This window comes from Methylobacterium sp. CM6257, from assembly GCF_054611515.1.
Genome location: NZ_CM137735.1, coordinates 3,646,528 through 3,672,814 on the forward strand (window position 1 = coordinate 3,646,528; position 26,287 = coordinate 3,672,814).

Annotated in this window: 22 protein-coding genes and 1 pseudogene; 12 read left to right on the forward strand and 11 right to left on the reverse strand. The window is 68.1% G+C overall.

What is annotated here, in order from left to right:
- The first annotated feature begins 610 nt into the window (after positions 1-610).
- A complete protein-coding gene (locus ACYCO6_RS17930; RefSeq protein ID WP_459773359.1) occupies positions 611-871 on the forward strand; it encodes a hypothetical protein in 261 nt (86 codons plus the stop codon).
- A gap of 489 nt (positions 872-1,360) precedes the next feature.
- On the forward strand, positions 1,361-1,882 hold the full coding sequence (locus ACYCO6_RS17935) for a hypothetical protein (RefSeq protein WP_459773360.1): 522 nt from the start codon (positions 1,361-1,363) through the stop codon (positions 1,880-1,882).
- 803 nt (positions 1,883-2,685) lie between these two features.
- Here ACYCO6_RS17935 and ACYCO6_RS17940 read toward each other — a convergent pair.
- The gene (locus ACYCO6_RS17940) at positions 2,686-2,880 is read right to left on the reverse strand and encodes a hypothetical protein (protein ID WP_459773361.1); all 195 of its coding nucleotides are present in this window, start codon (positions 2,878-2,880) and stop codon (positions 2,686-2,688) included.
- Positions 2,881-3,019: 139 nt separating this feature from the next.
- On the opposite strand from ACYCO6_RS17940, the gene ACYCO6_RS17945 reads away from it, so the two are divergent.
- Complete coding sequence (locus ACYCO6_RS17945) at positions 3,020-3,196, forward strand: hypothetical protein (RefSeq protein WP_459773363.1); 177 nt, start codon at positions 3,020-3,022, stop codon at positions 3,194-3,196.
- 10 nt (positions 3,197-3,206) lie between these two features.
- Positions 3,207-3,344 carry a hypothetical protein gene (locus ACYCO6_RS17950; RefSeq protein WP_459773364.1) on the forward strand — a complete coding sequence of 46 codons (138 nt, stop codon included), beginning with the start codon at positions 3,207-3,209 and terminating at the stop codon, positions 3,342-3,344.
- A 235-nt stretch (positions 3,345-3,579) separates the two neighbouring features.
- Here ACYCO6_RS17950 and ACYCO6_RS17955 read toward each other — a convergent pair whose 3' ends face one another.
- Together ACYCO6_RS17955 and ACYCO6_RS17960 are read right to left on the reverse strand one after the other, a co-directional pair.
- Complete coding sequence (locus tag ACYCO6_RS17955; RefSeq protein ID WP_459773366.1) at positions 3,580-4,185, reverse strand: hypothetical protein; 606 nt, start codon at positions 4,183-4,185, stop codon at positions 3,580-3,582.
- A 190-nt stretch (positions 4,186-4,375) separates the two neighbouring features.
- On the reverse strand, positions 4,376-6,490 hold the full coding sequence (locus ACYCO6_RS17960) for a catalase (protein WP_459773368.1): 2,115 nt from the start codon (positions 6,488-6,490) through the stop codon (positions 4,376-4,378).
- A 139-nt stretch (positions 6,491-6,629) separates the two neighbouring features.
- On the opposite strand from ACYCO6_RS17960, the gene ACYCO6_RS17965 reads away from it, so the two are divergent.
- The 4 genes from ACYCO6_RS17965 to ACYCO6_RS17980 all read left to right on the forward strand — a co-directional run bounded on the left by ACYCO6_RS17965 (position 6,630) and on the right by ACYCO6_RS17980 (position 10,282).
- Positions 6,630-7,289, forward strand: coding sequence for a response regulator transcription factor (locus ACYCO6_RS17965; RefSeq protein WP_459773369.1), 660 nt, complete (start codon positions 6,630-6,632; stop codon positions 7,287-7,289).
- Complete coding sequence (locus tag ACYCO6_RS17970; RefSeq protein WP_459773370.1) at positions 7,286-8,584, forward strand: ATP-binding protein; 1,299 nt, start codon at positions 7,286-7,288, stop codon at positions 8,582-8,584. The genes ACYCO6_RS17965 and ACYCO6_RS17970 overlap by 4 nt, the downstream gene beginning before the upstream one ends.
- A 119-nt stretch (positions 8,585-8,703) precedes the next feature.
- Complete coding sequence (locus ACYCO6_RS17975; protein ID WP_459773372.1) at positions 8,704-9,477, forward strand: COG4705 family protein; 774 nt, start codon at positions 8,704-8,706, stop codon at positions 9,475-9,477.
- 28 nt (positions 9,478-9,505) lie between these two features.
- The gene (locus tag ACYCO6_RS17980) at positions 9,506-10,282 is read left to right on the forward strand and encodes a COG4705 family protein (protein ID WP_459773373.1); all 777 of its coding nucleotides are present in this window, start codon (positions 9,506-9,508) and stop codon (positions 10,280-10,282) included.
- A gap of 784 nt (positions 10,283-11,066) precedes the next feature.
- On the opposite strand, the gene ACYCO6_RS17985 is transcribed toward ACYCO6_RS17980, so the two are convergent.
- Entirely contained in the window at positions 11,067-12,632 is a 1,566-nt protein-coding gene (locus ACYCO6_RS17985) for a winged helix-turn-helix domain-containing protein (RefSeq protein WP_459773374.1), read from the reverse strand.
- 154 nt (positions 12,633-12,786) lie between these two features.
- Here ACYCO6_RS17985 and ACYCO6_RS17990 point away from each other — a divergent pair, with 154 nt between their 5' ends.
- From ACYCO6_RS17990 to ACYCO6_RS18000, 3 genes are all read left to right on the forward strand, one after another.
- Positions 12,787-13,827, forward strand: coding sequence for an alpha/beta fold hydrolase (locus ACYCO6_RS17990; RefSeq protein WP_459773376.1), 1,041 nt, complete (start codon positions 12,787-12,789; stop codon positions 13,825-13,827).
- A gap of 7 nt (positions 13,828-13,834) precedes the next feature.
- Positions 13,835-14,338 carry a cytochrome P460 family protein gene (locus ACYCO6_RS17995; protein WP_459773378.1) on the forward strand — a complete coding sequence of 168 codons (504 nt, stop codon included), beginning with the start codon at positions 13,835-13,837 and terminating at the stop codon, positions 14,336-14,338.
- Between the two features lie 173 nt (positions 14,339-14,511).
- Entirely contained in the window at positions 14,512-16,104 is a 1,593-nt protein-coding gene (locus ACYCO6_RS18000) for an ABC-F family ATP-binding cassette domain-containing protein (RefSeq protein ID WP_459761845.1), read from the forward strand.
- Between the two features lie 1,042 nt (positions 16,105-17,146).
- On the opposite strand, the gene ACYCO6_RS18005 is transcribed toward ACYCO6_RS18000, so the two are convergent.
- The 7 genes from ACYCO6_RS18005 to ACYCO6_RS18035 all read right to left on the reverse strand — a co-directional run bounded on the left by ACYCO6_RS18005 (position 17,147) and on the right by ACYCO6_RS18035 (position 25,056).
- The gene (locus tag ACYCO6_RS18005) at positions 17,147-18,304 is read right to left on the reverse strand and encodes a M20 aminoacylase family protein (RefSeq protein WP_459761847.1); all 1,158 of its coding nucleotides are present in this window, start codon (positions 18,302-18,304) and stop codon (positions 17,147-17,149) included.
- Between the two features lie 77 nt (positions 18,305-18,381).
- Positions 18,382-19,746: a DUF3100 domain-containing protein gene (locus ACYCO6_RS18010; RefSeq protein ID WP_459761849.1), complete on the reverse strand. Its 1,365-nt coding sequence runs from the start codon at positions 19,744-19,746 to the stop codon at positions 18,382-18,384.
- Positions 19,747-19,850: 104 nt separating this feature from the next.
- A complete protein-coding gene (locus ACYCO6_RS18015; protein ID WP_459761851.1) occupies positions 19,851-21,389 on the reverse strand; it encodes an aldehyde dehydrogenase family protein in 1,539 nt (512 codons plus the stop codon).
- Positions 21,389-22,273, reverse strand: a complete 885-nt coding sequence (locus tag ACYCO6_RS18020) for an NAD(P)-dependent oxidoreductase (protein WP_459761853.1) — start codon at positions 22,271-22,273, stop codon at positions 21,389-21,391. The genes ACYCO6_RS18015 and ACYCO6_RS18020 overlap by 1 nt, the downstream gene beginning before the upstream one ends.
- A gap of 101 nt (positions 22,274-22,374) precedes the next feature.
- On the reverse strand, positions 22,375-23,286 hold the full coding sequence (locus tag ACYCO6_RS18025) for a LysR family transcriptional regulator (RefSeq protein WP_459761855.1): 912 nt from the start codon (positions 23,284-23,286) through the stop codon (positions 22,375-22,377).
- Entirely contained in the window at positions 23,283-24,524 is a 1,242-nt protein-coding gene (locus ACYCO6_RS18030) for an amidohydrolase family protein (protein ID WP_459761857.1), read from the reverse strand. The genes ACYCO6_RS18025 and ACYCO6_RS18030 overlap by 4 nt, the downstream gene beginning before the upstream one ends.
- A 37-nt stretch (positions 24,525-24,561) precedes the next feature.
- Complete coding sequence (locus tag ACYCO6_RS18035) at positions 24,562-25,056, reverse strand: Lrp/AsnC family transcriptional regulator (protein ID WP_459761859.1); 495 nt, start codon at positions 25,054-25,056, stop codon at positions 24,562-24,564.
- Between the two features lie 104 nt (positions 25,057-25,160).
- Between ACYCO6_RS18035 and alr the strand changes: the two are divergent.
- Positions 25,161-26,287: pseudogene (gene alr, locus ACYCO6_RS18040) on the forward strand (alanine racemase).

Sequence of the window (26,287 nt, forward strand, 5' to 3'; positions counted from 1 at the left end):
CGCGAGCTCGGCCTCGACGGGGCGACCATGCGGAAAATCGTCGAAGAAGGTCCTGGCCGATATGCCCACCCCCACGGAGGAACAGCGCCTGATGGAGGTGCGCAAGCGGATGCTGTTGGCCTCGGCCTGACGGTTGCCAAAGCGGCAGGGGCGGCCTGGACCGGGGGGGCGGGTGGGGGAGGCTGAGCCCATCAGATCAGGGGCATCGCGGCGGCGCGGTTCGTGGAGCGCGGTCCGGGTCCGGCGCGTCGAGGTGCGGCTGTAGACACGGAAACGGGCTGCCCCCTGGAGATGATAAGGACAGCCCGCTCGCCGTTGGACCACAAAGACTCTCACGTCTGCTCAGTAAACCTGGCGGCCGATGCGGTGTTTCCGTGCGAAATCGAACGCAGGCAGACCGTGCGCCGCATCCGCGAAGACCCGGCTGAAGCCGCGCTGGCTCGATGGGACGCCTGAACCGGTTCAGGATTTTGGGGGGCTCGGCGGTGCGGGCGAGCAAAGCTCCTCCTCCCACACCGCCGAGCCGGACGGCAGCTGGGGGCAATGCCGCGTCCTATCATATCAACGGTCATGCTCGTCGAACGTTCACCAGCCGGACTACCTACGCCGGGTGGCCAAACCGACGGAAGCCATCGTGGACGCCATCGACGGGCTCGCCGAGATCGTGACCGTCGACCGGCAGCGGTTCTATGAGCGGGATGCGACGACGCCCAGGCCGGATCTGCCGCCGGTGAAGTGGCGGACCGTCGAGTGGACGCACCCGTGCCCAACAGCCGACCCGCCGTCCTTCTCCTGCGCGGCCGGCAACGCGACGCCCTGCCGGCCTGCGGCTGCAACCCGGGCGGTCTGCGCCGGCAGGCCTACCCGATAGCCATACCGCGTCTCGTCGAGCTGGGGCTGGTCGAGGAGAGGCAGATCCGGGCCGGCGTGACCGCGTGGTTCCTGACGCCGGCCGGGCGGCGGGTGCTGAACCGGATCGGGCGGGACGAGCGCGAGTGTCGAGGCCCGCCCGCTCGGCCGTGCGGACAGCGCGGACGCTGCGGACACCTCTTGGAGCCGTTCACCTGGGCGGGTATCGGTATTGCGCGGCCCCGCATGGCCCTCCCCGTCGGAAGGGGATCCGTGCCCGCTGGGGTCTCGGATACCCTTAGGATTGCCAGAATGCCCCACTGACGCCCGCGAACGGATCGGACGGGATTGAGAGAGGCCCGCCGACCGCCCTGGCCTTTCCTGGGCCTAGAGCGATGCCTGAGCGAGTTGTGACGAGATGATAGACTGCGAGCGACATTCGGCGGCGATGGCCTAAGTCTATTCGTCCCACTCACGCGCGAACGCGCGTCGACGAGGAGGCTGTAGCCCCATGTCACTGTCGATCAAAGCCGAGCGGGCGCTCGTAACGCATGACGAGTTCGAGATGCTCAGCCAAACCCATCATCCCGCCCTCCACAGCATCTCCGACGAGGCCTTGTCGGATGCTCAACAGCGCATCCGCGATCTCCGCGCGAAGGAGCGGACGTTCGCCCGAGACATGCGGCGCAGCATTCGCGGCAAGGGCGAGCAGCGGGGCGGCAGCTTCCCAGGCAATGTCGATAAGCCCAAACGGAGGAAGCAGGTCTTCGCCAGCGCTTTGAAGCGCGTAAACGGCGAGGTGACCCGGCGACGCGCGATCGCTGCGCGGGACGCACTGAAGGATGCCGCACGTCGAGCCATTGGGCTGAAGAATGCCGCACGCAGTCATCGTGCACCTGCGAATCGAACCAGTCGTGCGGGCATGGCGCGGATCGAGAATAAGCGTACCCGCAAAACCATTCAGCCTGCCAAGGTTGGTAGCATTTCTCAGGCGACCAAGAGCACTCAGGCAGCGCGGGACGCCCGTGAGTAAAAAGCCATTCCATTAGACCGCGGCAGCGCCAGACCGTTTCAATTCGCGCGGATGCGGCTCTAGCTGGGGTCAGACGAGCGGATCGTGATGGGCGAGGCACCGAACCGGCACGAAAGAGCCCGCCGCGGCTGGGCCGGGCGGGCAGAAGAAGTTTCGCATGACAATCTCCAGATAGCGCTGCCCCAGGCCGGGTCGCATCGCCCGTTTGTGGGGCGCGAGGCACGAAAATGCCTGCCCGGATCGGCCGGGCGGGCATCTCGCACATCACATCTCGTCAGGGTCGCCCTATCGACGCGGAAAGCGGCCGAACGGTTCCCGAGAGCGGAGGCACCGATCTGCGCATCCACCGCTACGCATCAATTGACCATGTAAGCTGCCAGCCCGGCCAGCCCACGCAGGTGAGATTGGCCGTCCTCATCGCTACTTGAGCCCAGCCCTGCGGCCAGCATTTCGAGCCGGATCTGGAGTATACCGATGCTCTTCTGGGATAGGCCGGCCGGAAGCAAAAATGATCACCTCGCCCTCATCGAGCCTTATCGTCTGTCGGGTCGCAGGAGCGTAGACCATCTGACCCTCCTCAGGAGTGTTGGCTGCTCTGTCTTGATGCTAAGATCTCTCAAATCACAGGCGTCGGCGGTGCTCCCGCGCACGCGCTTGAAAACTGATTACCTCCAAGCCGGCAAAAGAAAACCCGCCTCGGCTGGGCCAGGCGGGCTGGGTTTGATGAGTCTGGGAGACGTCCATCGATGGGCAGACCCGCCCTCGGCGGAATGGTTCTTCGAGGGGGACCGATCCGCGTCCGGTTACTCAGACCGCCGACTGCGCACGGCTGGCACCTCCTCGCGGACAGCCTTCATGGCGATCTCCACGGAATCGGCGCTCAGCCCAGCATGCATCGCGTCGTTCATGTGGTCGTACAGCACGCGCCCGGCGCCCCGGACCCTGACCTCGTCCTTGAGGAGAGTAAGCTCGCAGGTGTCCCGCCCCGGGGTCGCCAATCGTCAGCCCGCCGACCGGGGTGCGCTGGTGGCGGAGTATCAAGTTTCCACCGGTTCCTGAGACCCGGCACGCCGGCCGGGTTGCAATCAGTTAACGAATGGTCGAGCTTCCGCGTAATCACTACCGAGGAGGGAGGCCATGAAACCAATCTATCCGCAGCGCGAAGACCACCTGAGCGTCCCGCAGCCTAGTGCCATAGCAGTATGTCCGGTGCATGAGGACGAGATCCTCCAGGAACAGATGCGAAAACTTCGCAATGCTCAGGCACGTCAGCGCGCGGCCCGCCGTCACCTTGCCGGCCGGCTCTGGATCTGAGAGCTGCGTCATGCTCGAGCGCGTGTTTCTCGTCTCCCTCATCATCCTGGCCATGGCCACAGCAACCCGGATCGGCATCGCCGCGGCGGCGCCAATGGCTCGGCATCGCCGCATCAAATGGGACGGTCCTGCGGACGCGGATAGTTGAGCTGATCCGACTCAGCTCCGTATTCCCGTAGCGCGAGCCCAGTCCCATCCAGGACGCCGATCATCTCGTTGGCTTTAGCGGCGGCGAGACCGAGCGCGAATGCCGGCCGCGGCCTCGGGGCGCAGTCTGTCGAGGAGGCGCGGCTTCTCGGCAGACAGGTTGGCCGGGTACCCGAAAAGCGAAATACGCGCGCTGGTAGCGGGTTGGCGGGTCGGAGCGGAGGCCATAAGCGCCATCAGCCCGCCGGCGGAGGTGCACTGACGGCGGCCAGCGCACGGATGCGGGCGATTGCTGCCGCGGCGCGCTCCTCGTCCTTCTGCTCGAGGTCGGTGCAGCAGCGCCGCTCTTGGAAAAGCTGGCTGAGCACGTCAGTTGCGGCTGCCAGGATGCTGGGAAGGCCAGCGACTTCCAAACTCCATCCGCCGGGCTTCACGTGCTCCATGTCGTCCCGGACGTCGGTAAGGCGCGCGAGATCAGCCCGTTGAGCTTCTGTTAAGTGGATAGGCCGCTTTTCCATCCACGGGTCGGTGGCATCCTGCGACCGCTTTAGCAGGTCGGTGAAGGGCTCGAACCGATCATCACGGGGACGCCCGCGGTCTGGCCAGTCCGGATGCTCGAAGTGAAGAATCCACTGGCGACGGATCTTCTCGGGATATGCGCCAATACCTTCCGAGCCGGAGAGGGCAGCCACCAGCGCGCAGTTGAGGGCGCGGTGCATCTCCGGCACCGCGAAAAACCACCGCTGAGGGTTCCGAATAGCTCGTTCTGCCTCGTGGGCGGCCTGCTCCAAATACAGGAGGCACAGCTGCATCGGGGTGGCGCGGGCGAAATCGTCGTTCATCGGTGGATCTCCCGTGCCGCGAAGCCGATCCTATCCACGACCCCCCACCATCTTGTGGCTGTGACCATGATCGCAGAGTGACGCATGTTCTGGTCTTTCGGTGTGATTGGGGTGCTCCAGCTGCTATCCCTTCCGGGCGGCAGCGAGATTGACCCCCAACCCCAGCGGCCAATTTCGGCTGCGAGCGGGTTCAAACCGCCTGCACGGTGACCTCCCGCGGCCAGTGGCGCAAGGCGGCGCAGGCCTTCAGGAACGCAGTCACGTCCTCCGGTTTGTGCAAGGGCACGAAGCCCGGATCCATCTTCGTGATCCCCGTCTGCTCGAACAGCGGCTTCGCCGCGTCGACGTAGGCGATGAACTTCGCATGCGCGTAAGCATCGCTGATGAAATCCTTCGCGGTCGCCTCGTTCGCCAGGAGCTTGGCGCCCTCCGCCGAGGGCAGGACAGCCACAGCGTCGTAGAGCACCGAGGGGCCGCCGTTCACCTTCTGCTGTGCTGGATGGTGCTGGCCGTCACTCGCCGTAACGCCGCCGATCTTGGGCGCGACCAGTTCCAGCCTCGCACCGGCCTGCGCCACGGCGGATCGCAGGGCGGCGAGCAACGAGGCATCGACGCCATCGGTGACCAGAGCGCCAACCTTGCGCCCGCTGAAGGATTTCGGGCCGTTGCGGAGGATCGAGAGCGCCGGCGAGGGAGGCAGGTCCTTCACGACCGGTCGGGCCGGCTCGGCAGCGGGCGGCAGGTCTGTGAGACCGAGCCCGTCGGCCACGCGCTTCGCCAGATCCTCGTCGACATGCCGCAGGTGCGAGACCATCCGAGCACGAGTCGCCGGTGTTTCGACCTTGCTGAGCTCGAACACGAAGGCGTTCTTGATGTGCGTCTGCTCGGTCTCCGTCTGGCTGACGTAGAATTGCCGGGCTTGGCTGTAATGGTCTGCGAACAGATCGGGACGGGCCCGCCGCTTCGGCCCGGCCTCCTCGGCGGGGAAGCTCCGAAAGCCGCGCTCCGGCGACTCGCGCGGGCCGCCCGCCGCGCCCCACGAGTTCGGCTCGTAGTTTGCCCGGCCACGCGGATTGCGCATTGCCATGTGGCCATCCTGCTGGAAGTTGCAGACCTCCACCTTGGGCGCGTTGACCGGAATATGCGTGAAGTTCGGGCTACCCAGCCGTTTCAGCTGGGTGTCGAGGTAGGAGAAGTTGCGCCCCTGCAGCAGAGGATCGTTGGTGAAGTCGATGCCGCGCACGATGTTCTGGGTGCAGAAGGCGACCTGCTCGGTCTCGGCGAAGAAATTGTCGACGTTGCGGTCGAGGACGAGGCGGCCGACGCGCCGCACCGGCAGGATCTCTTCCGGGATGATCTTAGTCGGATCGAGCACGTCGAAGGGGAACTGATCGGCGAAGGCGTCGTCGAAGAGCTGCAGACCCAGCTCCCACTCGGGAAAGTCGCCGGCCTCGATCGCATTCCACAGATCGCGACGGTGGTAGTCGGGATCGGCACCGTTGAGCTTGACGGCCTCGTTCCACACGACGGACTGCATGCCGAGCTTGGGCTTCCAGTGGAACTTCACGTAGGTCGATTTCCCCTCCGTGTTGACCAACCGGAAGGTGTGGACGCCGAAGCCCTCCATAAAGCGGAAGGAGCGCGGGATCGTGCGGTCCGACATGATCCAGAGGGCCATGTGGGTGGCTTCCGGAGACAACGAGATGAAGTCCCAGAAGTTGTCGTGGGCGGTCTGGGCCTGTGGGAAGCCACGGTCGGGCTCCTGCTTGGCGGCGTGAACCATGTCCGGGAACTTGATGGCGTCCTGGATGAAGAACACCGGGATGTTGTTGCCGACGAGGTCCCAATTGCCCTCGCGCGTGTAGAATTTGACCGCGAAGCCACGCACGTCGCGGGCCAAGTCAGGCGAGCCCTTGTTGCCAGCCACGGTCGAGAAGCGCAGGAAGACCGGTGTGCGTTCGCCGTTGCGCTGGAACAGATCGGCCGCCGTGATGTCCGTGAGCGATGTGTAGGTCTCGAAGAAGCCGTGCGCACCGAAGCCTCGAGCATGCACGACCCGCTCCGGGATGCGCTCGTGATCGAAGTGGAAGAGCTTCTCGCGAAAGTGAAAATCCTCCAGCAGGGTCGGGCCTCGGGCGCCGACCTTGAGGGAGTTCTGATCGTCCGCCACCGGAACGCCCTGCTGCGTGGTCAGCACAGGGACATCGCCGCCTGCGACCTGATGTGTCTCGCCACCCGCGCCGCGGAGGACGGACGCCTCACCGAGTTTGGCTTGAGTAAGGTCGTCGGAACGATGCGTGCCCATGTCAGCCTCCATTTCGTTGGCCAACCGCAGCGCAGCACGCCTGTTCCAACCAACCGTTGACCGCGGCCAACCTTGCTCGAACTGTCCGCAAGCAGGCATTCCGGCATAGGAACGGGCGAGACAAGCAATCGAGGCGCTCATGCGCGTGCTGCTGATCGAGGACGATGGCATGATCGGCGCGGGCCTGTCCGCCGCCCTGCGGGCGGAGGGGATGTCGGTCGACTGGGTGCGCGACGGCTCCGACGCAGAGGTGGCACTGCGATCGGGCGACCACGCGCTCGTCCTACTCGACCTCGGCCTGCCACACGCCGACGGTCTAGATCTTCTGCGAATGACCCGCACCGCCGGCAACGACACGCCCGTCCTAATCATCACCGCGCGCGACGCTCTCGATACCCGGGTGGGCGGTCTCGACCTCGGCGCGGACGACTACCTCGTCAAACCCTTCGAAACGCGCGAGCTTCTGGCGCGAATGCGAGCCGTGCTACGCCGCAGGGCCGGGCGCGCGACCGCTCGCCTCCTAGCTGCCGATACCGAACTCGATACCGAGACCCGCACGCTGACGCACGCCGATGCGACCGCGGTGCTTCCCGCCCGCGAGTACGCCCTCATGCACACCCTGATGGAGCGGCCAGGCCGCATCTTGTCGCGTGCCCAGATCGAGGAGCGCATCTACGGTTGGGGCGAGGAAGTGGAGAGCAACGCCGTCGATGCCCTCATCCTGTCGATCCGCCGCCGGGTCGGCCGAGGTGTGATCCTCAACGTCCGCGGCGCCGGCTGGATGGTGCCGAAGTCGTGAGCAGCCCCTCGCTGCGCCGGACGGCACTCGGTTGGATGACCGCCCTGCTCGCGGGCATTGGGCTCGCCGCAATGGTCGCCGCCTACATCCTGGCGCGGGGCGAGGCGGCCGACTTCCTCGACGGGCAGTTGCGGCAGGTTGCACTTAACGCCGGTCCCGGCCTCGGCGAAGCCGACGCACCGCCCGCCACCGACCAGGACCCCGAGGATCAGATCGCGGTCACGATCTGGAAAGGCGGCACGGTCCTGCGCAGCGACCCCGGGGTCGATACGCAAAGGCCTAAACGTACTGGCTACGCAGACGCGGTCATGGGCGGGGAGCCGTGGCGCACCTACACGACCGAGAGCGGCACGCTGACTGTGCGCGTCGCGCAACGCGATGTCGTCCGCACCGAGTTCGCCCGCAACGCGGCACTTGGGGCGGTTACACCGTTGCTGCTGCTCGTGCCGCTGTCATGGATCGTCGTTGGCTGGGCGATGAACCGGGTGCTCGGCCGCCTCGACGGGCTGGTGCAGGATCTCGCCGGTCGCAGCGCCGCAGCGGCGGCCCCGCTGCCGACTTCAGCCGTGCCGGTCGAGATCGCCCCGCTGGTCGAGGCGATGAATGGGCTGATCCTGCGCCTACAGGCGGCGCTCGACGCGCAGAAGCAGTTCGTGGCCGACGCTGCCCATGAGCTGCGCACGCCGCTCGCCGCCATGCAGGCGCAGATCGATGCCCTCGCCGGGGCGGACGGTCCTGCTCCGGCCGAAGGAAGCTCGGCGCTCTCTGCCGGCCTTCGCCGTGCGAGCCGGCTGGTCGACCAGTTGCTTCGCCTCGCCATGCTCGACGATCCGGCCAAGCACACCGTGGAGCCGGTCGACCTCGGGCCGCTATTGCTCGACTGCGTCGCCGACCACGCCGTGCTCGCCGAGCGCGCGGGCATCGACCTCGGCGCCGAGATCGAAGCATCTATGACAGCCCATGGCGCAGAGGCCGAGGTCCGGACCCTCGTCGCGAGCCTGCTCGACAACGCTCTACGCTACACCCCGGCCGGCGGGCGGGTCGACGTTGGCCTGTCCCGAGAGGACGGGCAGTGCGTCGTCACAGTGCGCGATACCGGCTGTGGCCTGCCGCCGGGCAGCGAGGCGCGCCTTTTCGACCGCTTCTTCCGCGCAGCGCCTCAGGATATTGAGGGTACTGGGCTGGGCCTCGCCATCGCTTGGCGCGTCGCCGAGCGCCACCGCCTCGGCCTGACCGTCGAGAACCGCCGGGACGGGCAGCGCGGCGTCCTCGCCCGGATCGTCCTGCCGAGCTGACGATCCAGGCTCCGGAGCGCAGCTCATTCTGTCCTCATTCTGGCGCGCTACTGCACGCGGTCAGAGCCGACCACACTTTGCTGCGCCGGTCCGGCTCTCCGGTGGCAGGGCCGCACCGCATGAAAGAAGACAGTCAATCCGCCGAAAGCAAGGTGCCCGCCGTCACGACAGGGTTCTGGGCGATCAAGATTGTCGCCACGACGCTCGGCGAGGTCGGCGGCAACGCGGTGACGCTGACCCTGGGTCTCGGATACCTCGCCGGCACCGCAATCTTCGCCTCCGCCCTAGTCGCGCTGCTCGCCGTGCAGATCCGCGCCAACCGCTTCCACACGGCCCTTTATTGGGCGGTCATCACCGCGACCACGCTCGCCGGCACCACGCTCGCTGACTTCTGCGACCGCTCGCTCGGTATCGGCTACGCAGGCGGGTCGCTGATCCTCCTGTCTTCAGTGGCACTCACCCTGCTGCTGTGGAGGCGCACGCTCGGCACCGTCGCCGTCGAGACTGTTCGGACGCCGCGGGCTGAGGGCTTCTACTGGGCGACGATCATGTTCTCCCAGACGCTCGGCACCGCGCTCGGCGACTGGATGGCCGACAGTACCGGGCTTGGCTACAACGGCAGCGCCCTGCTCATCCTGGTCGCGCTCGCGGGCGTAGCGGCCCTGCACTGGCGCACGCGGATCTCCCGGCCGCTGTTGTTCTGGACGGCCTTCGTGCTGACCCGGCCGCTCGGCGCCACGCTGGCCAACTCCCTCGACAAGCCGCCTGCCTCTGGTGGCCTCGGCATCAGCGACATCACGATCTCCGCCGCACTCGCTGTCCTCATGGTCGTCTGCGTACTGGCCATCCCGCAGCGCGCCGGCGGCCATCCGGCCAGCGCCAACGCCGCGTGATCTCTCCCCCGACCGAAGGAACTCACCGATGTACGACAGCACGCAGCGCGCCCTGAGCAAGGTGCCCGCCGTCACACTCGGTTTCTGGATCATCAAGATCCTGGCCACGACGCTGGGCGAGACCGGCGGTGACACTGTCACTATGACGCTGGACTGGGGTTACCTCGCCGGAACCGCCCTGTTCGCGGCGGTGCTGGTCGGCCTCGTGGTTGCACAGATCCTGGCTAGGCGCTTCAACCCGGCGCTGTACTGGGCGACCATCGTCGCCTCGACCACCTTCGGCACGACGATGGCCGACTTCGCCGACCGCTCACTGGGCATCGGCTACACGGGCGGGTCGAGCTTGCTGCTGGCCTGCCTCGCGGCAGTGCTCGGGGTCTGGTACGCGACGGAGGGCACAGTGTCGGTCGACGCGGTCTCGACCCCGCGGTCCGAGGCGTTCTACTGGGGAGCGATAACCTTCTCCCAGACGCTCGGCACCGCGCTCGGCGACTGGCTCGCCGACACGGGTGGCCTCGGCTACGAGGGCGGGGCGCTGGTCTTCGCGGCGGCCTTGGCCGTGGTCGTCCTGCTGTACGCCCGCACGCAGATCTCGCGGGTTGGCCTGTTCTGGGCGGCCTTCATCCTGACGCGCCCCCTCGGCGCGACGGTGGGGGACTTCTTGGACAAACCGATCGCCGATGGTGGACTGAACCTGAGCCGACCGATCGCCTCAGTCGTGATCGCCGCCTTTATCGTCGCCCTGATCGTGCTGCTGCCGCAGCGGCCGGGGCAACACCCGGGCGCGCAGCCTGCGAACCCGTGATGCACGAACGGCTCGGCTAACGTCCGCTTCAACACCAATTGTCGGCGCACATGAACGTCCGACAAGGGCGCACTGCCTCCGGAACTCCGGCGGTGCCAACGACCGCTTCGAGGCGGAGGGCCAAGGTCCGGTTGCCACCCCATCCGGACCTCCGCCAGCGGCAGCGCCAAGGTCCGCTTTCCCATAGCTTCCGCCCCGAAGCAGACTGGCCGCAAACGGCCATACCCGGTCATTCGAGGCAGATGAACCGAACTGCACGCAAGCGGACGTTCCCACCCTCCGCCTCAAGTCGCTTAGAGACGACTCGTTGAGCCGTGACGAAGGTCCGCTTCTTCAGTTTGAACGCTGAAGTCACGCGATGCTAGCCTCGGTGCAGCGTTCCTCGACCGACAAACCGTCCTGTCATTTTACTCCTCCTGCCTGCCTTATATCCCACGTCAGCACTGAGCGCCGGGAGTACGCTGAACTGGCAGTGAACCCCACGATCGGCTTTGTCGGCCGCTAGCTGATCCGCTCACGCGGACATCGCGAAGGCCGGAGAAGAGTCGCCAGAGGTCCGCCCGCCTTTTCGGAGGACTTTTTCTGAAACCGACCGGCGTCTTGCGGCCGATATCGACTTCTAACGTAGCGGGATTGTCATACTGGGATGTGAAATATATTAGGCATATTCAGGATTCGCCCGAACCGTTAGCCTGATTTGCAAGAAATGTCCGCCGCCATTTTGCTGCGAGAGTAAAACCGGCGGCTCACAGAGCCGCCATTTCATCGAAGGCTGGAGTTTGTCTTAAGACGGCAATCCCGCGGCGACCAGAGACTCCGCATAGCGTCGAGCCATGCTCCCTTGCGGGAAGGGGATACGTGCAAAGAAGCCCGAGACCGTGAGGGTCGGCTCAATGTCGAGCAACTCAGCGACGGCCCGTTGGGCCAGATCACGTCGGCCGCACCCGATATGGGCGACCGCAAGCGCGCGAAGTGCCACAGCAAAGTGCCGGTTTTGCGCCAGCGCGCGCTCCGCCCATCGGATCGCCTCGGCATAGGTCTCCTCGCTCACCGCAGCGACTGCCATGACACCCGACATCAGCCAGCCGCGCGGATCACGCGGGTTGAGCTGCTGTGCACGCTCCACCATGGCGCGGCCTCCGGCCGTGTCGCCACACATGATCTCGATCCAGCCCGCGAGTGTTAGCGCCATCGCGGAGTTCGGATTGAGGAGCAGCGAGCGGCCGAAGAGCTCCCGGACCCGTTCACGTCCGGTCTGCGCCATGTTCCAGATCGCGAAGGCCGCCATCCAGAGCACCTGCGGGTCGTTGGGCGCAAGTTCGACCGCGCGCCAAGCAAAGCTCACGGCCGCCTCACGTTGCGCATCGCTTTGTTCGATCCACCCCTGGAAGTGGCACTGAGCGCGGCAGTAGGCCATCGCGGCCATCGCGGGCGCGTAACTCGGATCGAGCGCGAGGGCCCGGGCGAGCAAACCACCCGCGTCCTCCATGCCAGCGGCAGTGAAGTCTGCGAGGCGAGCATTGGCCCGCAGCAACAGATCGTAGGCGTCGAGGCGGGAAGCGCCCGCGCGCCCGAGTCGCGTGACTTCCGCAAGCTGAAGGGTCGGCTCGATTGCTGCGGCGATGCTGGCAGCGACGCGCTCCTGGAAAGCGAAGACGTCGTGCCATTCGCCATCGAAGCGATCGGCCCAGAGATGGGCGCCTGAGGCGGCATCGATGAGTTGAGCCGTGATGCGAAGCCGCTCCCCGGACCGACGCACGCTCCCTTCGACGATGTACCCCACGCCGAGCTCCTGCCCGACCTGGCGCACGTCGATGGCCCTTCCCTTGTATGTGAAGGCAGAGTTGCGGGCGATCACGAACAGCCCGCTGATGCGGGACAAAGCGGTGGTGATCTCCTCCGTCATCCCGTCGGCGAAGTAATCCTGTTCCGGATCTGCGCTCATGCTAGCCAGAGGCAGGACGACCACGCCCGGAAGTCGGGGCATCGTGCGCCAGGAGGTCCTGGACACGGGCGGCGCCTCAGACGGCGGTACAGCGTCAATCTCCTCCACGCTTCCCACGAAGCGCACGCCCTTGCGCGGGAGCGTACGGATGAAACGCTGCTCTGCCCCGGTATCGCCGATCGCCGCGCGCGCCGCGTTCAGGCGGCTGCCGAGCGTCGCCTCGGAGACGATGCGGCCGTGCCAGACTGCCTCCAGCAGGTCGTCGCGGCTGACCACCCGATCGCGCGCCTCGATCAGGAACTTGAGAACGTCGAAGACCTGAGGCTCGACGGCGACCAGGGCACCGTTCGTGCTCAGCTCGCGCCGGGTAGCATCAAGGGTGAAGGGTCCGAACCGGTAGATCACGAGGCGTCCGCGGCAGCGCGCGATGGCTTAGCACGCGTGGTCTCCCGCATAAATCATGATGCTCTCAAGACCGCGCTTATGCCGTCTCAAAGCGCGCCACCGCGGCTTAGGGCAGTCTACGAAGCATCGAAGCTGGCAACTGAGAGAGCTGCTCATGCCCAGGGACATCCATCCCGATACCCACGCTTGGAGCCGCCGCCGAATTCTCGGGGCCGCTATGGCGACCGTCGCAGTCGCCGAAGTCGGGCTAGTCGGTGTTGCACGCGGGGACACCGCGACCGTCGCGCGGACCGGTTCAATGCCCGGCACGCTGAAGCAGATCGATGCCGGCGTGCTCAACGTCGGGTATGTCGAGGCCGGTCCAGCCGACGGGCCGGCGGTCATCCTGCTGCACGGCTGGCCCTACGACATGCACGCTTTCGCGGAGGTCGTCCCGATCCTCACCGGAGCCGGGTACCGGGTGATCGTCCCCCATCTCCGCGGCTACGGCACAACACGCTTCTTGGCAAATGATGCGGTCCGTAACGGTGAGCAGGCCGCGCTGGCCGTCGATGTCATCGCCTTGATGGACGCCCTCGGGATCGCCCGGGCCGTTCTCGGCGGCTTCGACTGGGGAGCGCGGACGGCCGACATCGTCGCGGCGCTCTGGCCGGAGCGGTGCAAGGCGCTGGTCTCGGTGAGCGGCTACCTGATCGGCAATCAGGAGGCCGGCAAGAAGCCGCTGCCGCCGAAGGCCGAGTTGTCCTGGTGGTATCAATTCTACTTCGCCACCAGCCGGGGACGGGCCGGCTACGAGGCGTATCGGAAGGATTTCGCCCGACTGATCTGGCAGACCGCCTCACCGGGGTGGCGCTTCGACGACGCGACCTTCGAGCGGAGCGCACAGGCTCTCGACAATCCGGATCACGTCAGCATCGTCATCCACAATTACCGGTGGCGGATCGGCCTTGCCGAAGGGGAACGGCAGTACGATGCCCTGGAGAACCAGTTGGCGCAAGCGCCGGACATTCGCGTGCCGACCATCACCCTGGAAGGGGACGCGAATGGCGCCCCGCATCCGCAGCCCGAGACCTACGCCAGGAAGTTTACCGGGCGCTATGCGCACCGCCTGATCACCGGCGGCATCGGTCACAATCTCCCGCAGGAAGCGCCGCAGGCCTTCGCGCAGGCGGTGATCGACGCGGATGGCCTCTGATCCCCGCATGCACCGGCGACCGCTGGCGGCGGCAGCCTTCCTCACCGCCGGCCTTGCCCTTGTGGCAGCCGGTACCGCCCAGGACGTCGGAAAGCCGACCTCACCGATCTATGGCGTCACGGTTCCGGACGGCTATCGCACGTGGCACCTCATCGCCCCAGCCTCGGAGGGCGAACCACTCAACGAGTTGCGGGCCGTCCTGGGAAACGCGGTGGCGTTCGACGCCTACACGTGCGGCACGCTACCGTTCCCTGATGGGACGGTTTTGGTGAAGCTGGCCTGGAAGCAAGTGCCCTCGCCCGAGTTCGAGCCGGCCACCGTGCCGGGGACGGCGACCACCGTGCAGGTGATGGTGAAAGACCCGAAGCGCTACTCGGCCTCGGGTGGTTGGGGGTTTGGGCGCTTCGTCGACGGCAAGCCGGCCGACGAAGCGCAGCACCAAACCTGCTTCGCGTGTCACGAAGCGCGTGTGAAAGACCGTGACTACGTCTTCACGCGCTACGCGCGTTGAGACAATCCGGTGCAGAGAAACCACACAGCCCCGGCAATGACTGTGATATCGCCGGGCGCCTTGCGCCCTGAGGACTGTGGGTCTAGCAGACAGCATCTTATCAGAGTGCCGTCTCGTCATGTGATCTCTGCCCGAACCTGCTTTTCATCCAAGCCTGTTTCGGGAACAGATCCATGTCCGCGCTCATCACGCTTTCGCGCCTGTCCTGGTCTACACCGGACGGCCACTCGCTTTTCTCCGACCTCGACCTTGCTTTCGGCATCGAGCGCGCCGGACTGGTCGGACGCAATGGTGCGGGAAAGTCGACGCTACTCCGCTTGATCGCTGGCGATCTCCAACCGGGTGCTGGGTCGGTCTTGGTGCGCGGCCGCTTAGGCGTCATGCGCCAGATCGTCCATGTCGACGCGTCTGAATGCATCGCCGATCTGTTCGGCGTTCGGGAGGATCTCGCGCTGTTGCGTCGCGCAGAGCGTGGCGAAGCCGACGCGGATGATCTGGCTCACGCGGATTGGACGCTGGATGCGCGGCTTGAGGCTGCGTTCGCCCGGCTCGGCTTGGCTATCGCACCGGATGCGCCGCTCGCCAGCCTGTCGGGCGGCCAGCGCACCCGCGCAGCACTCGCCGCCCTGATCTTCACTCAGCCGGACTTCCTGTTGCTCGATGAACCCACGAACGATCTCGACCGGGAGGGCCGGGACGCGGTGGCGGAATTGCTCGCTGATTGGCGCGGCGGCGCCCTCGTGGTCAGTCATGATCGCACGCTCCTGGAGGGTATGGACTCGATCGTGGAACTCACGAGATCGGGCATAAGCCGCTACGGGGGTGGCTGGAGCGCGTACCGCGCGCAAAAGGATCTGCAGCTCGCAGCCGCCGAGCACGACCGAGCCGATGCCGAGAAGAAACTCGCCGCTGCTGCCCGTGCGGCACAGGTCGCTACCGAGCGCAAGGCCCGGAAGGATAGCGTCGGCGCGCGCGACGCCTCCAGAGGCGGCGGGCCCCGCATTCTGCTCGGCGCACAAAAGAACCGCAGCGAGGTGACCGGAGGCGTCCAAGCCCGTCTCGCCGAACGCCGACTGGTCGAGGCCAACACCGTTGCCGCGGTTGCGCGCGAAGGAGTCGAAGCGCTACGGCATTTTCGCGTGGCACTCGGGCCAACCGGCCTGGCGGCCAACCGGCGGGTGCTCACGGTGGCGCGGGTGACCGCCGGCTATTCACCCGATGCGCCCGTCCTTCGGGACACGTCACTGGAGATCGTCGGGCCGGAGCGCGTAGCTGTCGTTGGGCCGAACGGATCGGGCAAGTCGACGCTCCTGCGCCTTCTTATGGGGACGCTGAAGCCGTCATCTGGTGCAGTCGCCCTGCATGTCCCTGCTGCGATGCTGGACCAACGGGTCGCTCTGCTCGACCAACGCACGACGATCCTGGACAACTTCCGGCGGCTCAATCCGCGTGACGGCGAGAACGCCTGCCGCACAGCGCTCGCTCGGTTCCAATTTCGGGCGAATGCCGCACTGCAGCCCGTGCGTTGCTTGAGCGGTGGGCAGATCCTGCGCGCTGGCCTCGCCTGTGTACTGGGCGGTCAGACCCCACCGCCCCTGCTTATCCTGGACGAACCGACAAACCATCTCGACATCGACTCGGTCGAAGCAGTCGAGGCGGGGCTTGCCGCCTATGACGGTGCCCTTCTGGTTGTGAGCCACGACGAGGCATTTCTCCAAGCTATCGGAATCGAGCGACGCTTCGCGCTGGTTCAGACGTTGAACTAACGTCAAGCCTCTGCGTCCCATATGTCGGATCTGACTGCGATCGAGATATGTGCAGCGTTGCCCGAGCAGATTTGCCACGGACCTCCTGATCTGCCCTCTCGCGGTGGTCCGGCATCAAAGGCAGTGCAGGGTATGCCGTGCACAAGTAACTGCGATCGAGATATGTGCAGCGTTGCCCGAGCAGATTTGCCACGGACCTCCTGATCTGCCCTCTCGCGGTGGTCCGGCATCAAAGGCAGTGCAGGGTATGCCGTGCACAAGTAGCTTGGCCGGCGCAGGCGGTCGAGCGAGCGCCGCCGGCCAAGCGGCCAAGGCAGGCCACCGCTGCTCCGAGTTGACACGCGGCGAGTTGAGCGTGGCGGCTTTTAGATTTCTCAAAAACCCTATTTCCCGGCGAGATTGTCCCGCTACGAGCCTGTCAGCTTTCCAGGCGGACCTTCTCCGAAGCAGCCATTCTGTTTTCGTGAAGAGTTTCGGGCGCCGTGAGGCGTACGAAAGTCTCCGAAGAAGAAACCCGCGGGGACCGAGGCACTCAGTTGTGGGGATTGGTCGTTTCGGCCCGATGGCGACGGTTGGGGCTGCGAGCGGGAAGGCTTTTGGTCTGGCCCCGTGCCAGGCCGTCGGTTTGGGCTTATGGCGCGTCGAGGTCGATCAGAACGGCCATGAGGGGGCTATGCCCTGACGCGACGGCCCGGACGCTACCGCGACCTCACCACCCGCACCCTCCCGCGCAGCGGGTTCGTTCTTCGGCCAGACTACGTCACACCGGCCCGTCAGCGCGCGCAGAACCGGACGTTCGGCTTTGCGCCCATTGCCGCCGTTCGACTGACCTTAGCAGCATCCCCGAGAGCGGACACAGCAGCAGAGACATCCGGGTCTGGATCGAACCACGCGCGCACTCCGCGTTCGGCAGGCCGAAGGTCCGCTCTCGGCCAGCACCGATTGATAGCCGTCATGGCTCGACGAATCAGGAGGCCGCCGTCGCTCAAGCAATACCACGCGACGATCGTCGAAAGGGTTGATCGAGATTTTAGAGGGTCGGTCACTGAGATCTTAGCACGCGCGTAACTACGGAGGCCCAATAGGCCGCTCCAATTGACAGGATATCGTCATTGAAATCGTAGGCCGGATTGTGAAGCGGAGCGCTGCGCTCGGCCCCGTCTGTCCCGATCCAGGCATAGGCCCCCGAGCAAGCCGCGAGCATGTAGGCGAAATCTTCCGACGCCATGGAGGGCATGACATCACCGTGCCGCGCCGTGATCGCGGGGACCGCCGCCGCGGCGTCGAGCGCGATCCCGACGGCATCGCCGGTGTTGATGGTGGCCGGGTATCCGAACCGATACGAGACCTCCGCCTCGGCCCTATGCGTGGCGGCGGTGCCCCGGGCGATGGTCTCGACAAGTTCCGCGATGCGCGCACGCACGGCCTCGTTCAGGCAGCGGACGGTCCCGCGGATGACCGCGCGGTCTGGGATCACGTTGTAGGCGTCGCCACCGTGGATCTGCGTGACGCTGAGCACGGCCGGCTCCGTAGCGGCGATCCGGCGGCTCACGACGGTCTGGAGGGCTAGGACAATCTCTGAGGTGACCACCAGGGTGTCGGTGCCGCGCTCCGGCATGGCCGCATGGGTGCCGAACCCGGTGACCGTGATCTCGAACGTGTCGAGGGAGGCCATGATGGCGCCCACCCGGGTCGCGAAGGTCCCGACCGGCAGGCCCGGCCAGTTGTGTAGGCCGTAGACCGAGTCGCACGGGAATAGCCGGAACAGGCCGTCCTCGACCATGGCGCGCCCGCCGCCCTCGCACTCCTCAGCCGGCTGGAAGATGAAGTGCACCGTCCCGCTCAGGTCGATGCGCGCCGCGAGGTGCCGCGCCGCGCCGAGCAGCATCGCCACGTGGCCGTCATGGCCGCAGGCATGCATCACACCGGGCGCCCGGGACGCGTAGGCGACGCCCGTGGCCTCCTGGATCGGCAGGGCATCCATATCGGCCCTCAGGCCGATGGTCGGGCCGTCGCCGCGGCTCAGGGTCCCGACCACGCCGGTGCGCCCGAGCCCGGTGTTCACGGACAGGCCGCAGGCGGCCAGTTCCCGGGCGACGAGTTCCGCGGTGCGGACCTCCTGGAAGGCCAGCTCGGGATGGGCGTGCAGGTCGCGCCGCCACGCGACCATCCGCTCCACGGTTTCCGCCTCGATGCCCATGCGATCTCTCACCAACACCAGAGGCTGCCAGAGCGCCTCGATCCCCCGCCCGATCCTACGCCGACCGGCGCGCCGGTTCACCCCGGCGGCGCGTGCATGAAGAACTGCGCGATCAGGACCGCGCCGAGGAACGTTCCGGCATTGGCCAGGAACGAGACCACGACGATCCGCCAGCCGAGGCGGCGGAAGGCGGGAACGTCCTTGGCGACCGAGAGCCCCGCGAAGGTCAGGATCGGCGTGGCCAGCGCCAGGAAGTTGAGCTTGCCGGTCAGGGCGGCGATCTCCGCCGCGTAGGGCGTGCCGGGATAGGTCAGGGCCATGCCGATGATCGAGACCCACAGCACCGCGGGCAGGCGCCGGCCGAGGAGCAGGTAGAGGCCCCAGCCGGCCAGCACGGTCCCGATGATGATCGCCATCCCGGCCACGACGCTCGCGTCGGGAACGACGCCGTAGGTCAGCCAGTTGCCGATGAGCCCGTAGGCACCGATCAGGAACCAGGCGAGGACAGTCTCGGCGAGGCCGATCCGCGCCTCTTGATGGGCCGGCGCCGCCGCCTGATGGTCTTCAACCGCCGGGCGGGCGGTGTCGGGCCGGTTGCGGCCGAGGATCGGCTCCAGCTTGCCGTAGGCCCAGATCGTGAAGGGCAGCGACAGGAACAGGGTGAAGTACGTGCCGATCGTCGTGGTGACGAGGTTGCTCGCCGCCGCGAAGGTGGCGACGTCCTTGGCGACCTCGGGCGTCTGCTGGGCCGCGATCGCCCCCGAGGCGGCGGCCATCATGCTGCCGGAGCCGACGCCAGCCCCCATCGCCAGCGCCAGCGGGTTGAAGATCCCCAGGCTGGTGATCAGCCCGGCCAGCAGGGCGATGAACACCGCGCCGAACACCGTGCCGGTCAGGTACTCGGCCAGCACACCGCGGCCCTCCGGCGAATCCATGCCGTAGCGCTCGCCGATGATGGCGAGGCTGGGCTCGCGGCCGACCGAGAAGGTCGCGCCGATCGCCTCGCGCTTGATGCCGAGCAGGAGCGCGACCGGCAGGCCGAACACCATCGTCCCGAAGAAATGGCCGAATTCCTGAAAGGCCAGGGCCCAGCCCGAGGCGAGGATCTTCGGCAGCGAGCCGCCGACGAGCAGGCCGAGCTTGGCGATGAAGATCAGCAGCGCCGGCTGGAGATAGGCGCCGGCCGCGTTCTGCATGGTGCCGGTCAGCCGCAGCGGCGCGGGGAAGCGCGGACTCATCAGCCCCAGAGCCCCGCCGAGGAGCAGGGCCCAGAGCAGCGGAAGCAGCACGATCTTGCCCGCGCCTACCGGGATGCTGACGTTGCCGATCGCCTCCGCGAGGACGACGATGACGAGGGCGAGGAGGAACAGCGTCAGCTTGCCGCCGCCCGAGACGGGCGGCGCGACCGGCCGCGCATCCGCCGCAGAGAGTTCGCCCGCCATCGTCATCCTCCCTGCCCCCGCGAGGGCTGCCTGTTGCTCCGCCTGCCGGTCTTGATCGCCGGCATGTCGGCTGATCCTCTCGGTTGGTCCGCGCGGCGTAGGGCCTAGCCCACGTAGCCGAAGGTCACGGCCGGCTCGGCGGCGGTCTCGACCCAGACGCTCTTGGTCTGCGTGTAGGCCATCAGCGCCTCGCGGCCGGAGGAGCGGCCGAAGCCCGAGCGGCCGAAGCCGCCGAAGGGCGAGGCCACGTTGATGGTCTTGTAGCCGTTGACCCAGACCGTTCCGGCCCGCAGCGCCGCCGCGACCCGGTGGCCGCGCCCGACATCGCCGGTCCAGACCGCGCCGGCGAGGCCGTAGGGCGTGCCGTTGGCCAGCGCGACCGCCTCCGCCTCGCTGTCGAACGGCAGGACCGCCAGGACCGGGCCGAACACCTCCTCGCGGGCGATCGCCGCGTCCGGCGCCACGCCGTCGACGATCGTCGGGCCGAAGTAGAAGCCGCCCGTGTCCCGCAGGTCGGCAGGGCAAGCCCCACCCGCCGCGATGGTCGCACCGGCGCCCGCGGCGGCCTCGACCATGTCGGCGATCTTGTCGCGCTGGCGCCGGTTGTTGATCGGTCCGATCTGGGTTGCCGGGTCGGTCGGCGCGCCCACCGGGATGCGCGCGGCGGCGTGGGACAGGCGCTCGACGAACGACGCGTGGATTGAGCGGTGCACGAGCAGCCGGGAGCCCGCCACGCAGCTCTGGCCGGCGCCGCCGAAGATGGCGGCCTGGGCGCCGATCAGCGCCCGGTCGAGATCGGCGTCGGCGAACACGATGTTGGCCGACTTGCCGCCGAGTTCGAGCACGCTCGGCACGATGTTGCGGGCCGCCGCGGCGGCGATCTGCGCGCCGGCCTCGGCCGAGCCGACGAACACGACGAGCCGGGTCTCGGGATGGGCCACCGCGGCGGCGCCGGTGGTCGGGCCGGCGCCGGCCAGCACCGAGACAAGGCCCCGCGGCATCCCCTCGGCGCTGTCGCAGAGCAGGCCGAGGGCGAGCGACGTCAGCGGCGTCAGCTCGGAGGGCTTCAGCACCACGGCGTTTCCGGCACAGATGGCCGGCGCGATCTGCCAGCCCGCGGTGAAGATCGGGGCGTTCCAGGGGGTGATCTGCACCACGGTGCCGAAGGGCTCGTGGCGCGTATAGTTCAGGTGTGAGGTCGGGACCGGGATGACGTCGCCGTGGAGCTTGTCGCACCAGCCGGCGTAGTACTCGAACATCTCGGCGACCTTGGCGACCTCGCCGCGCGTGTCGCGGATCGGCTTGCCGGCCGAGAGGGTCTCCAACTCGGCCAGCGCCGCAGCGTGCTGCCGCACCAGGGCGGCCACCGCCCACATTGCCCGGCCGCGGGCGGCGGCGCTCATGCCCCACCACGCGCGCTGGGCGTCCCGCGCCGCCGCCATAGCGGCCTCGACGACCGACGGCCCGGCATCGGCGAAGCGCGCCAGCACGCCGCCATCGGCGGGGTTGACCAGATCGAGGGCGGTGCCGGTCCCGTCCAGAACCTCGCCGGCCACGACGCTGCCGATACGGCCGCCTGGCAGGAGGTCGGCCAGGAGGGCGGCGACCCGGTCGGCGGCGGGCGAGTGCAGCATCCCGGGCATCAGTGAACTCCCTTGCGATCGCGGTAATCGGCCATGCGGGTGAAGTCGGCCGTGTCGGGGATGGCGGGCTGCGTGGCCTGCCAGATCCGCTTCACCTCGGCGGAGAGCGGCAGGTCGATCCCGCATTCGGCGGCGAGTTCCAGGGCGAGGCGCACGTCCTTGCGCATCAGGCCGGCGGAGAAGCCGCTGTCGAACGTGCCGGACTGGACCCAGCGCGGGACCATGACCTCGCTGATCGCGCTGCGGCCGGTGGCGGTGTTGACGACCTTGACCGCCTCCTCGGCCGAGAGGCCGGCCGCCTCGGACAGCCGCAACGCCTCGCCGGTGGTCACGAGATGCGCCGCCACCAGCAGGTTGTTGACGAGCTTGACGATGTTGCCGGCCCCCGACGGACCGACATGCGGCGCGCGGGTCGACATGGCCTCCAAGACCGGGCGGGCCAGCTCGTAATCCGCGTCCGCCCCGCCGACCATCATGGTCAGGGTGCCCTCGGCGGCGCCGGACGGACCGCCGCTCACCGGCGCGTCGAGGAGCGCGTGCCCTGCGGCGGCCAAGCGCTCGGCGAGGCGCCGGGTCGTGCCGGGATCCGAGGTCGAGGTGTCCACCACGACCACTTTCCGGTCATTCCGGGAAAGCAGGCCGCCCTCCGCGGTGACAACCGCCTCCACGTCCCGCGCCAACGGCAGCGAGAAGACAAGGGTGTCGGCCCGGCGGAGCACGTCGTTAAGGGCGTCGAGGGTGGTCACGCCGGCCGCCTCGGCTGCGGGGCGCCGGGCCGGATCGATGTCGTGGCCCAGGACCGCGAAGCCCTTGCGGGCCAGGGTCGCGGCCATGCCCAGACCCATATTGCCGAGCCCGACGACCCCTACCGTTGCGATGGTCATGCCGATCCGTCCTCACGATACGGCACGATAGTTCCGGTAAACGAGTGTTGCGACAACAGCCGATTTCTGCACAATACGTGCGGAAATCCAGCACGCTCGCATCAGGCCGACGGCGGCCGGAACGCCACCATGTGGTTGGCCAGCCAACCGAGCAGCCGCGCCGCGCCCTCGGGGAGCCGCCGTCCGGCGCGGATGACGAGATGGGCGCTCGCCTCGGACAGGATGGCGTCGCGCAGCGGCACCGCCTCGAGGAGACCGTCGCGCAGCTCGGCCGCGACCACGAACCGGGGCAGGAAGGCGACGCCCATGGCCGCCATCACGAAGCGGCGGTGCATCTCGAAGGACGCCGTCTCCAGCCGCGGCACCAGCCGGAAGCCGCCATCCGCCTCGACGCGGCCGATGAGCTGGCGGACCCCATGGTCGGGCGGCAGGAGGGCGGCCGGCTCGGTGGCGAAGCTGCGCAGGGGAACCGGCACCGCCCCGTCGGCGAGGGGGTGCCCCTTCGGCAGAATGGCGAGCAGCGGCTGCCCGGCGGAGACGACGCCGCGGACATCCGGATGCGCGGGCGGGTTGTAGACGAGGCCGATATCCGCATCCCCCCGGGCGATCGCCGCGAGGATGCCGTCGGTGGTGCCGATCTCAACCTGATAGGCGATGCCCGGATGGTCCTGCGTGAAGCCGGCCAGCGCGTTGTCGAGGAGGTCGATCAGGAAGCCGGCGCCGCAGCGCAGGCTGATCGTGCCCCGCTGCACGCCGCGCAGGCGCTTCAGCTGGTCCTCCAGCAGGGCCGCCTCGTCGGCCTGCCGCTGCGCGTGCTCGGCGACCAGCCGGCCGGCCTCGGTGGGGACCACGCCCCGGGGCAGGCGCTCGAGCAGGGTCTCGCCGACCTGCGCCTCCAGCTCGATGATCTGCCGGCTCACCGCCGAGGCGGCGACGTTCAGGACCTCGGCGGCCGCCCGGACCGAGCCTGCGCGCACGACGGCGAGGAGGTAGCGGAGGGCGCGGTCGTTCATGGCGGCGGGCCGCCGGCGGCTCCGGTGCGGCGGTCGACCGCGACGGCACCTTGAGCGATGACGAGCACGGGCTCCTGGCGCTCCACGATGACCTGCGGCACGCTGCCGGCGTTGAAGGCGATCAGGTCGGCCCGCGCGCCGGCCGCCACCACGCCCGGACCGAGGCCGAGCACCTGCGCCGGGACGGCGGTGATCGGCTCGAGGAGCGCCGCGAGATCCGCGTCGGTGCGCAGATCGAACCGGTAGGCGGCGAGCTGGGCGCGGTCGACCATGCCGGTGACCGTGGCGGGATTCCAGCAGTCGCGGACGTTGTCGGTGCCGAAGCAGACCGAAACGCCGAGCTCCCGCAATCGCGGGATCGGCGGGCACCGGCGCCCACCCGGCACGCTGCTGAGGATCGCGACGCCGACCCGGTTCAGGCCTTCCGCGATCCGGCCGAGCTGCAGGTCGTCGGCCTCCGCGAGGGCGAAGGCGTGGCTGATCGTGACCTGCCCGCCGAGCCCGGCCGCCTCTGTGCGGGCCGCGATCGCCTCGATCGTGGCGAGGCCGGCCGCGCCGCCGTCGTGGAGATGAATGTCGATGCCGCGACCGTGACGCTCGGCCAGGGCGAAGACGATGGCGAGGGGGCCGTCGCGGTCGCCGTCGATGCCGACGGGATCGAGGCCGCCGACGAGATCCGCGCCCATCCGCAGGGCCTCGTCCAGGTCGCCCGCGACCGGCAGGCAGCCCAGGATCCCGCTCTGCGGGAAGGCGACGATCTGGATCTGCAGCCGGTCGGACCAGCGCGCCCGCAGGTCGAGGATCTGGGCGAGGTGATCGAGCCGCGTGACGTCGTCGATGTCGACATGGGTCCGCAGGCTCGTCGTGCCGCCGCGGAGCATGCGTTCGAGGAGCGCCTCCGCACCCTGCTCGGCCAGTGGGATCCGCGTCGCCCGGCGGAACGCCTTCTCATCGTCGATGGTCGCGCGCACGGATCCTTTGGCGCGGTGCGGGCGCCAGTCCAGGCCGAGCAGGCACTTATCGAGATGGACGTGCCCGTCCGAGAGGCCCGGCAGCACCAGGGCGCCGCCGAGGTCGACCGTGCGGCCGGCGGGCGGCAGCGGGGCGGCCGGATCCCACAGGGCCGTCACGCAATCTCCGCGGATGTCGATGGTCGCCCGGCGGCCTTCGGCGGTCGTGGCGTCGCGGAGGCGCAGGTCGCACGGAGCGTCCGCGCGCGGTTCGGGGATCGACATCATGCCGGGTCTCCTCTGAAATCCGAATCCGCGCCGGCCGTCAGAGCGGCCGGCCCGCCGCCACGACGGTCCGGATGGCGAAGCTCGATTGCAGCCGGGCGACTCCCGGCAGGCGCGACAGGACATCCTTGTGCAGCCGCTCGTAATCGGCCGCGTCGATGACCTTGAGCTTCACGAGGTAGTCGGCCGTCCCGGTCATCAGATAGCAATCCTGCACCTCGGGGCAGCGCCGGACGGCCGCCTCGAACCGGTTCAGATAATCCTCGGTCTGGCGGTCCAGGGTGAACTGGGTGAGGACCACGAGGCCCGGCCCGTCGGCCGCGCCGCCGATCAGCGCCGTGTAGCCCCGGATGATCCCGGATTCCTCCAGCAGCCGCACGCGGCGATGGCAGGCGGAGGCGGACAGGCCCACCGCGACGGCGAGGTCCGCGTTGCTGATCCGGCCGTCGCCGCGCAGGGCCTGGATGATGCGGCGGTCGATCTCGTCCACGCGCGGCACTCGCAGAACATTCGAACTGGCCGCAGAATCTTTCATAAGGAGGATCAAGCCGCAAACGTATTCGACAGCGCGCACACTCGTTCGACGATCCTTCGTGTAACCTAATGGCAACGCATCCGAGCACCGTTCCGAGTGTCGCCATGGGCATGATCGATCGCGATCTCAGGCACGATGCGGGCCCGGCGGGCACGGCCTCCGCACTCCTCACGATCGATCTTGCGGCCATCGCGGAGAACTACCGCGCCCTCGCCGCGCGGGCCGGCACGGCCACCTGCGCGGCCGTCGTCAAGGCGGATGCCTACGGGCTCGGCGCCGACCGGGTGGCGCCGGTCCTGGCCGCCGCCGGCACTTCTTTGTCGCCCAGGTTGGCGAGGGCGTCGCCCTCCGGTCGATCCTCGGACCCGGCGCCGTGATCGCCGTGCTCAATGGCGCCTCCCCGGGCAACGAGGCGACCTGCGCGGCCCACGATCTCGTTCCCGTCCTCAACGACCAATCCCAGCTCGACGGCTGGCAGGCTCTCGCGCGGAATCTCGCGTGGCGCCTGCCCGCGATCCTCCAGATCGATACCGGCATGGCCCGCTTCGGCTTCGCGCCGGACGAGGCGCACGCGCTCCTCGACCGGCCGGACGCCTTCGTGGGCCTCGATCTACGGCTGGTGATGAGCCATCTCGCCTGCTCGGGCGAGCCCGACAGCCCGGTCAACGCCGCCCAGCGCGCCGTCTTCCGGACCGTCCGGCAGCGCCTGCCGGCAGTACCCGCGAGCCTCTCGGCCTCGTCCGGCCTCTTCCTCGGGCCGGACTTCCGGTTCGACATGGTGCGCCCGGGCGCCGCCCTCTACGGGATCGCCCCGCAGAGGGCGGCGCCCAACCCGATGCGGCCCGTGATCGGTTTGCGGGCCCAGGTGATGCAGACGCGCAGTGTCACGGCGGGAACGCCGGTCGGCTACGGGCACGCGGCCGCCCTCGGCCGCGACAGCCGCCTCGCGACGGTCGCGATCGGGTATGCGGACGGGTTCTTCCGAAGCACGACGGGCGGTGAGGCCTGGTTCGGCGGCGCCCGCCTGCCCGTGGTCGGGCGCGTCTCGATGGACAGCCTCGTCCTCGACGTCACCGACGTGGCGCCCGGCACCCTCGGGCCGGGGGCGCTCGTCGACATCATCAGGCCGGAGCGCGACGTCGATACCGTCGCCGCTGCGGCCGGCACAATCGGCTACGAGGTCCTGACCAACCTCGGCCACCGCTTCCACCGCGTCTATCTCGGAGCCTGA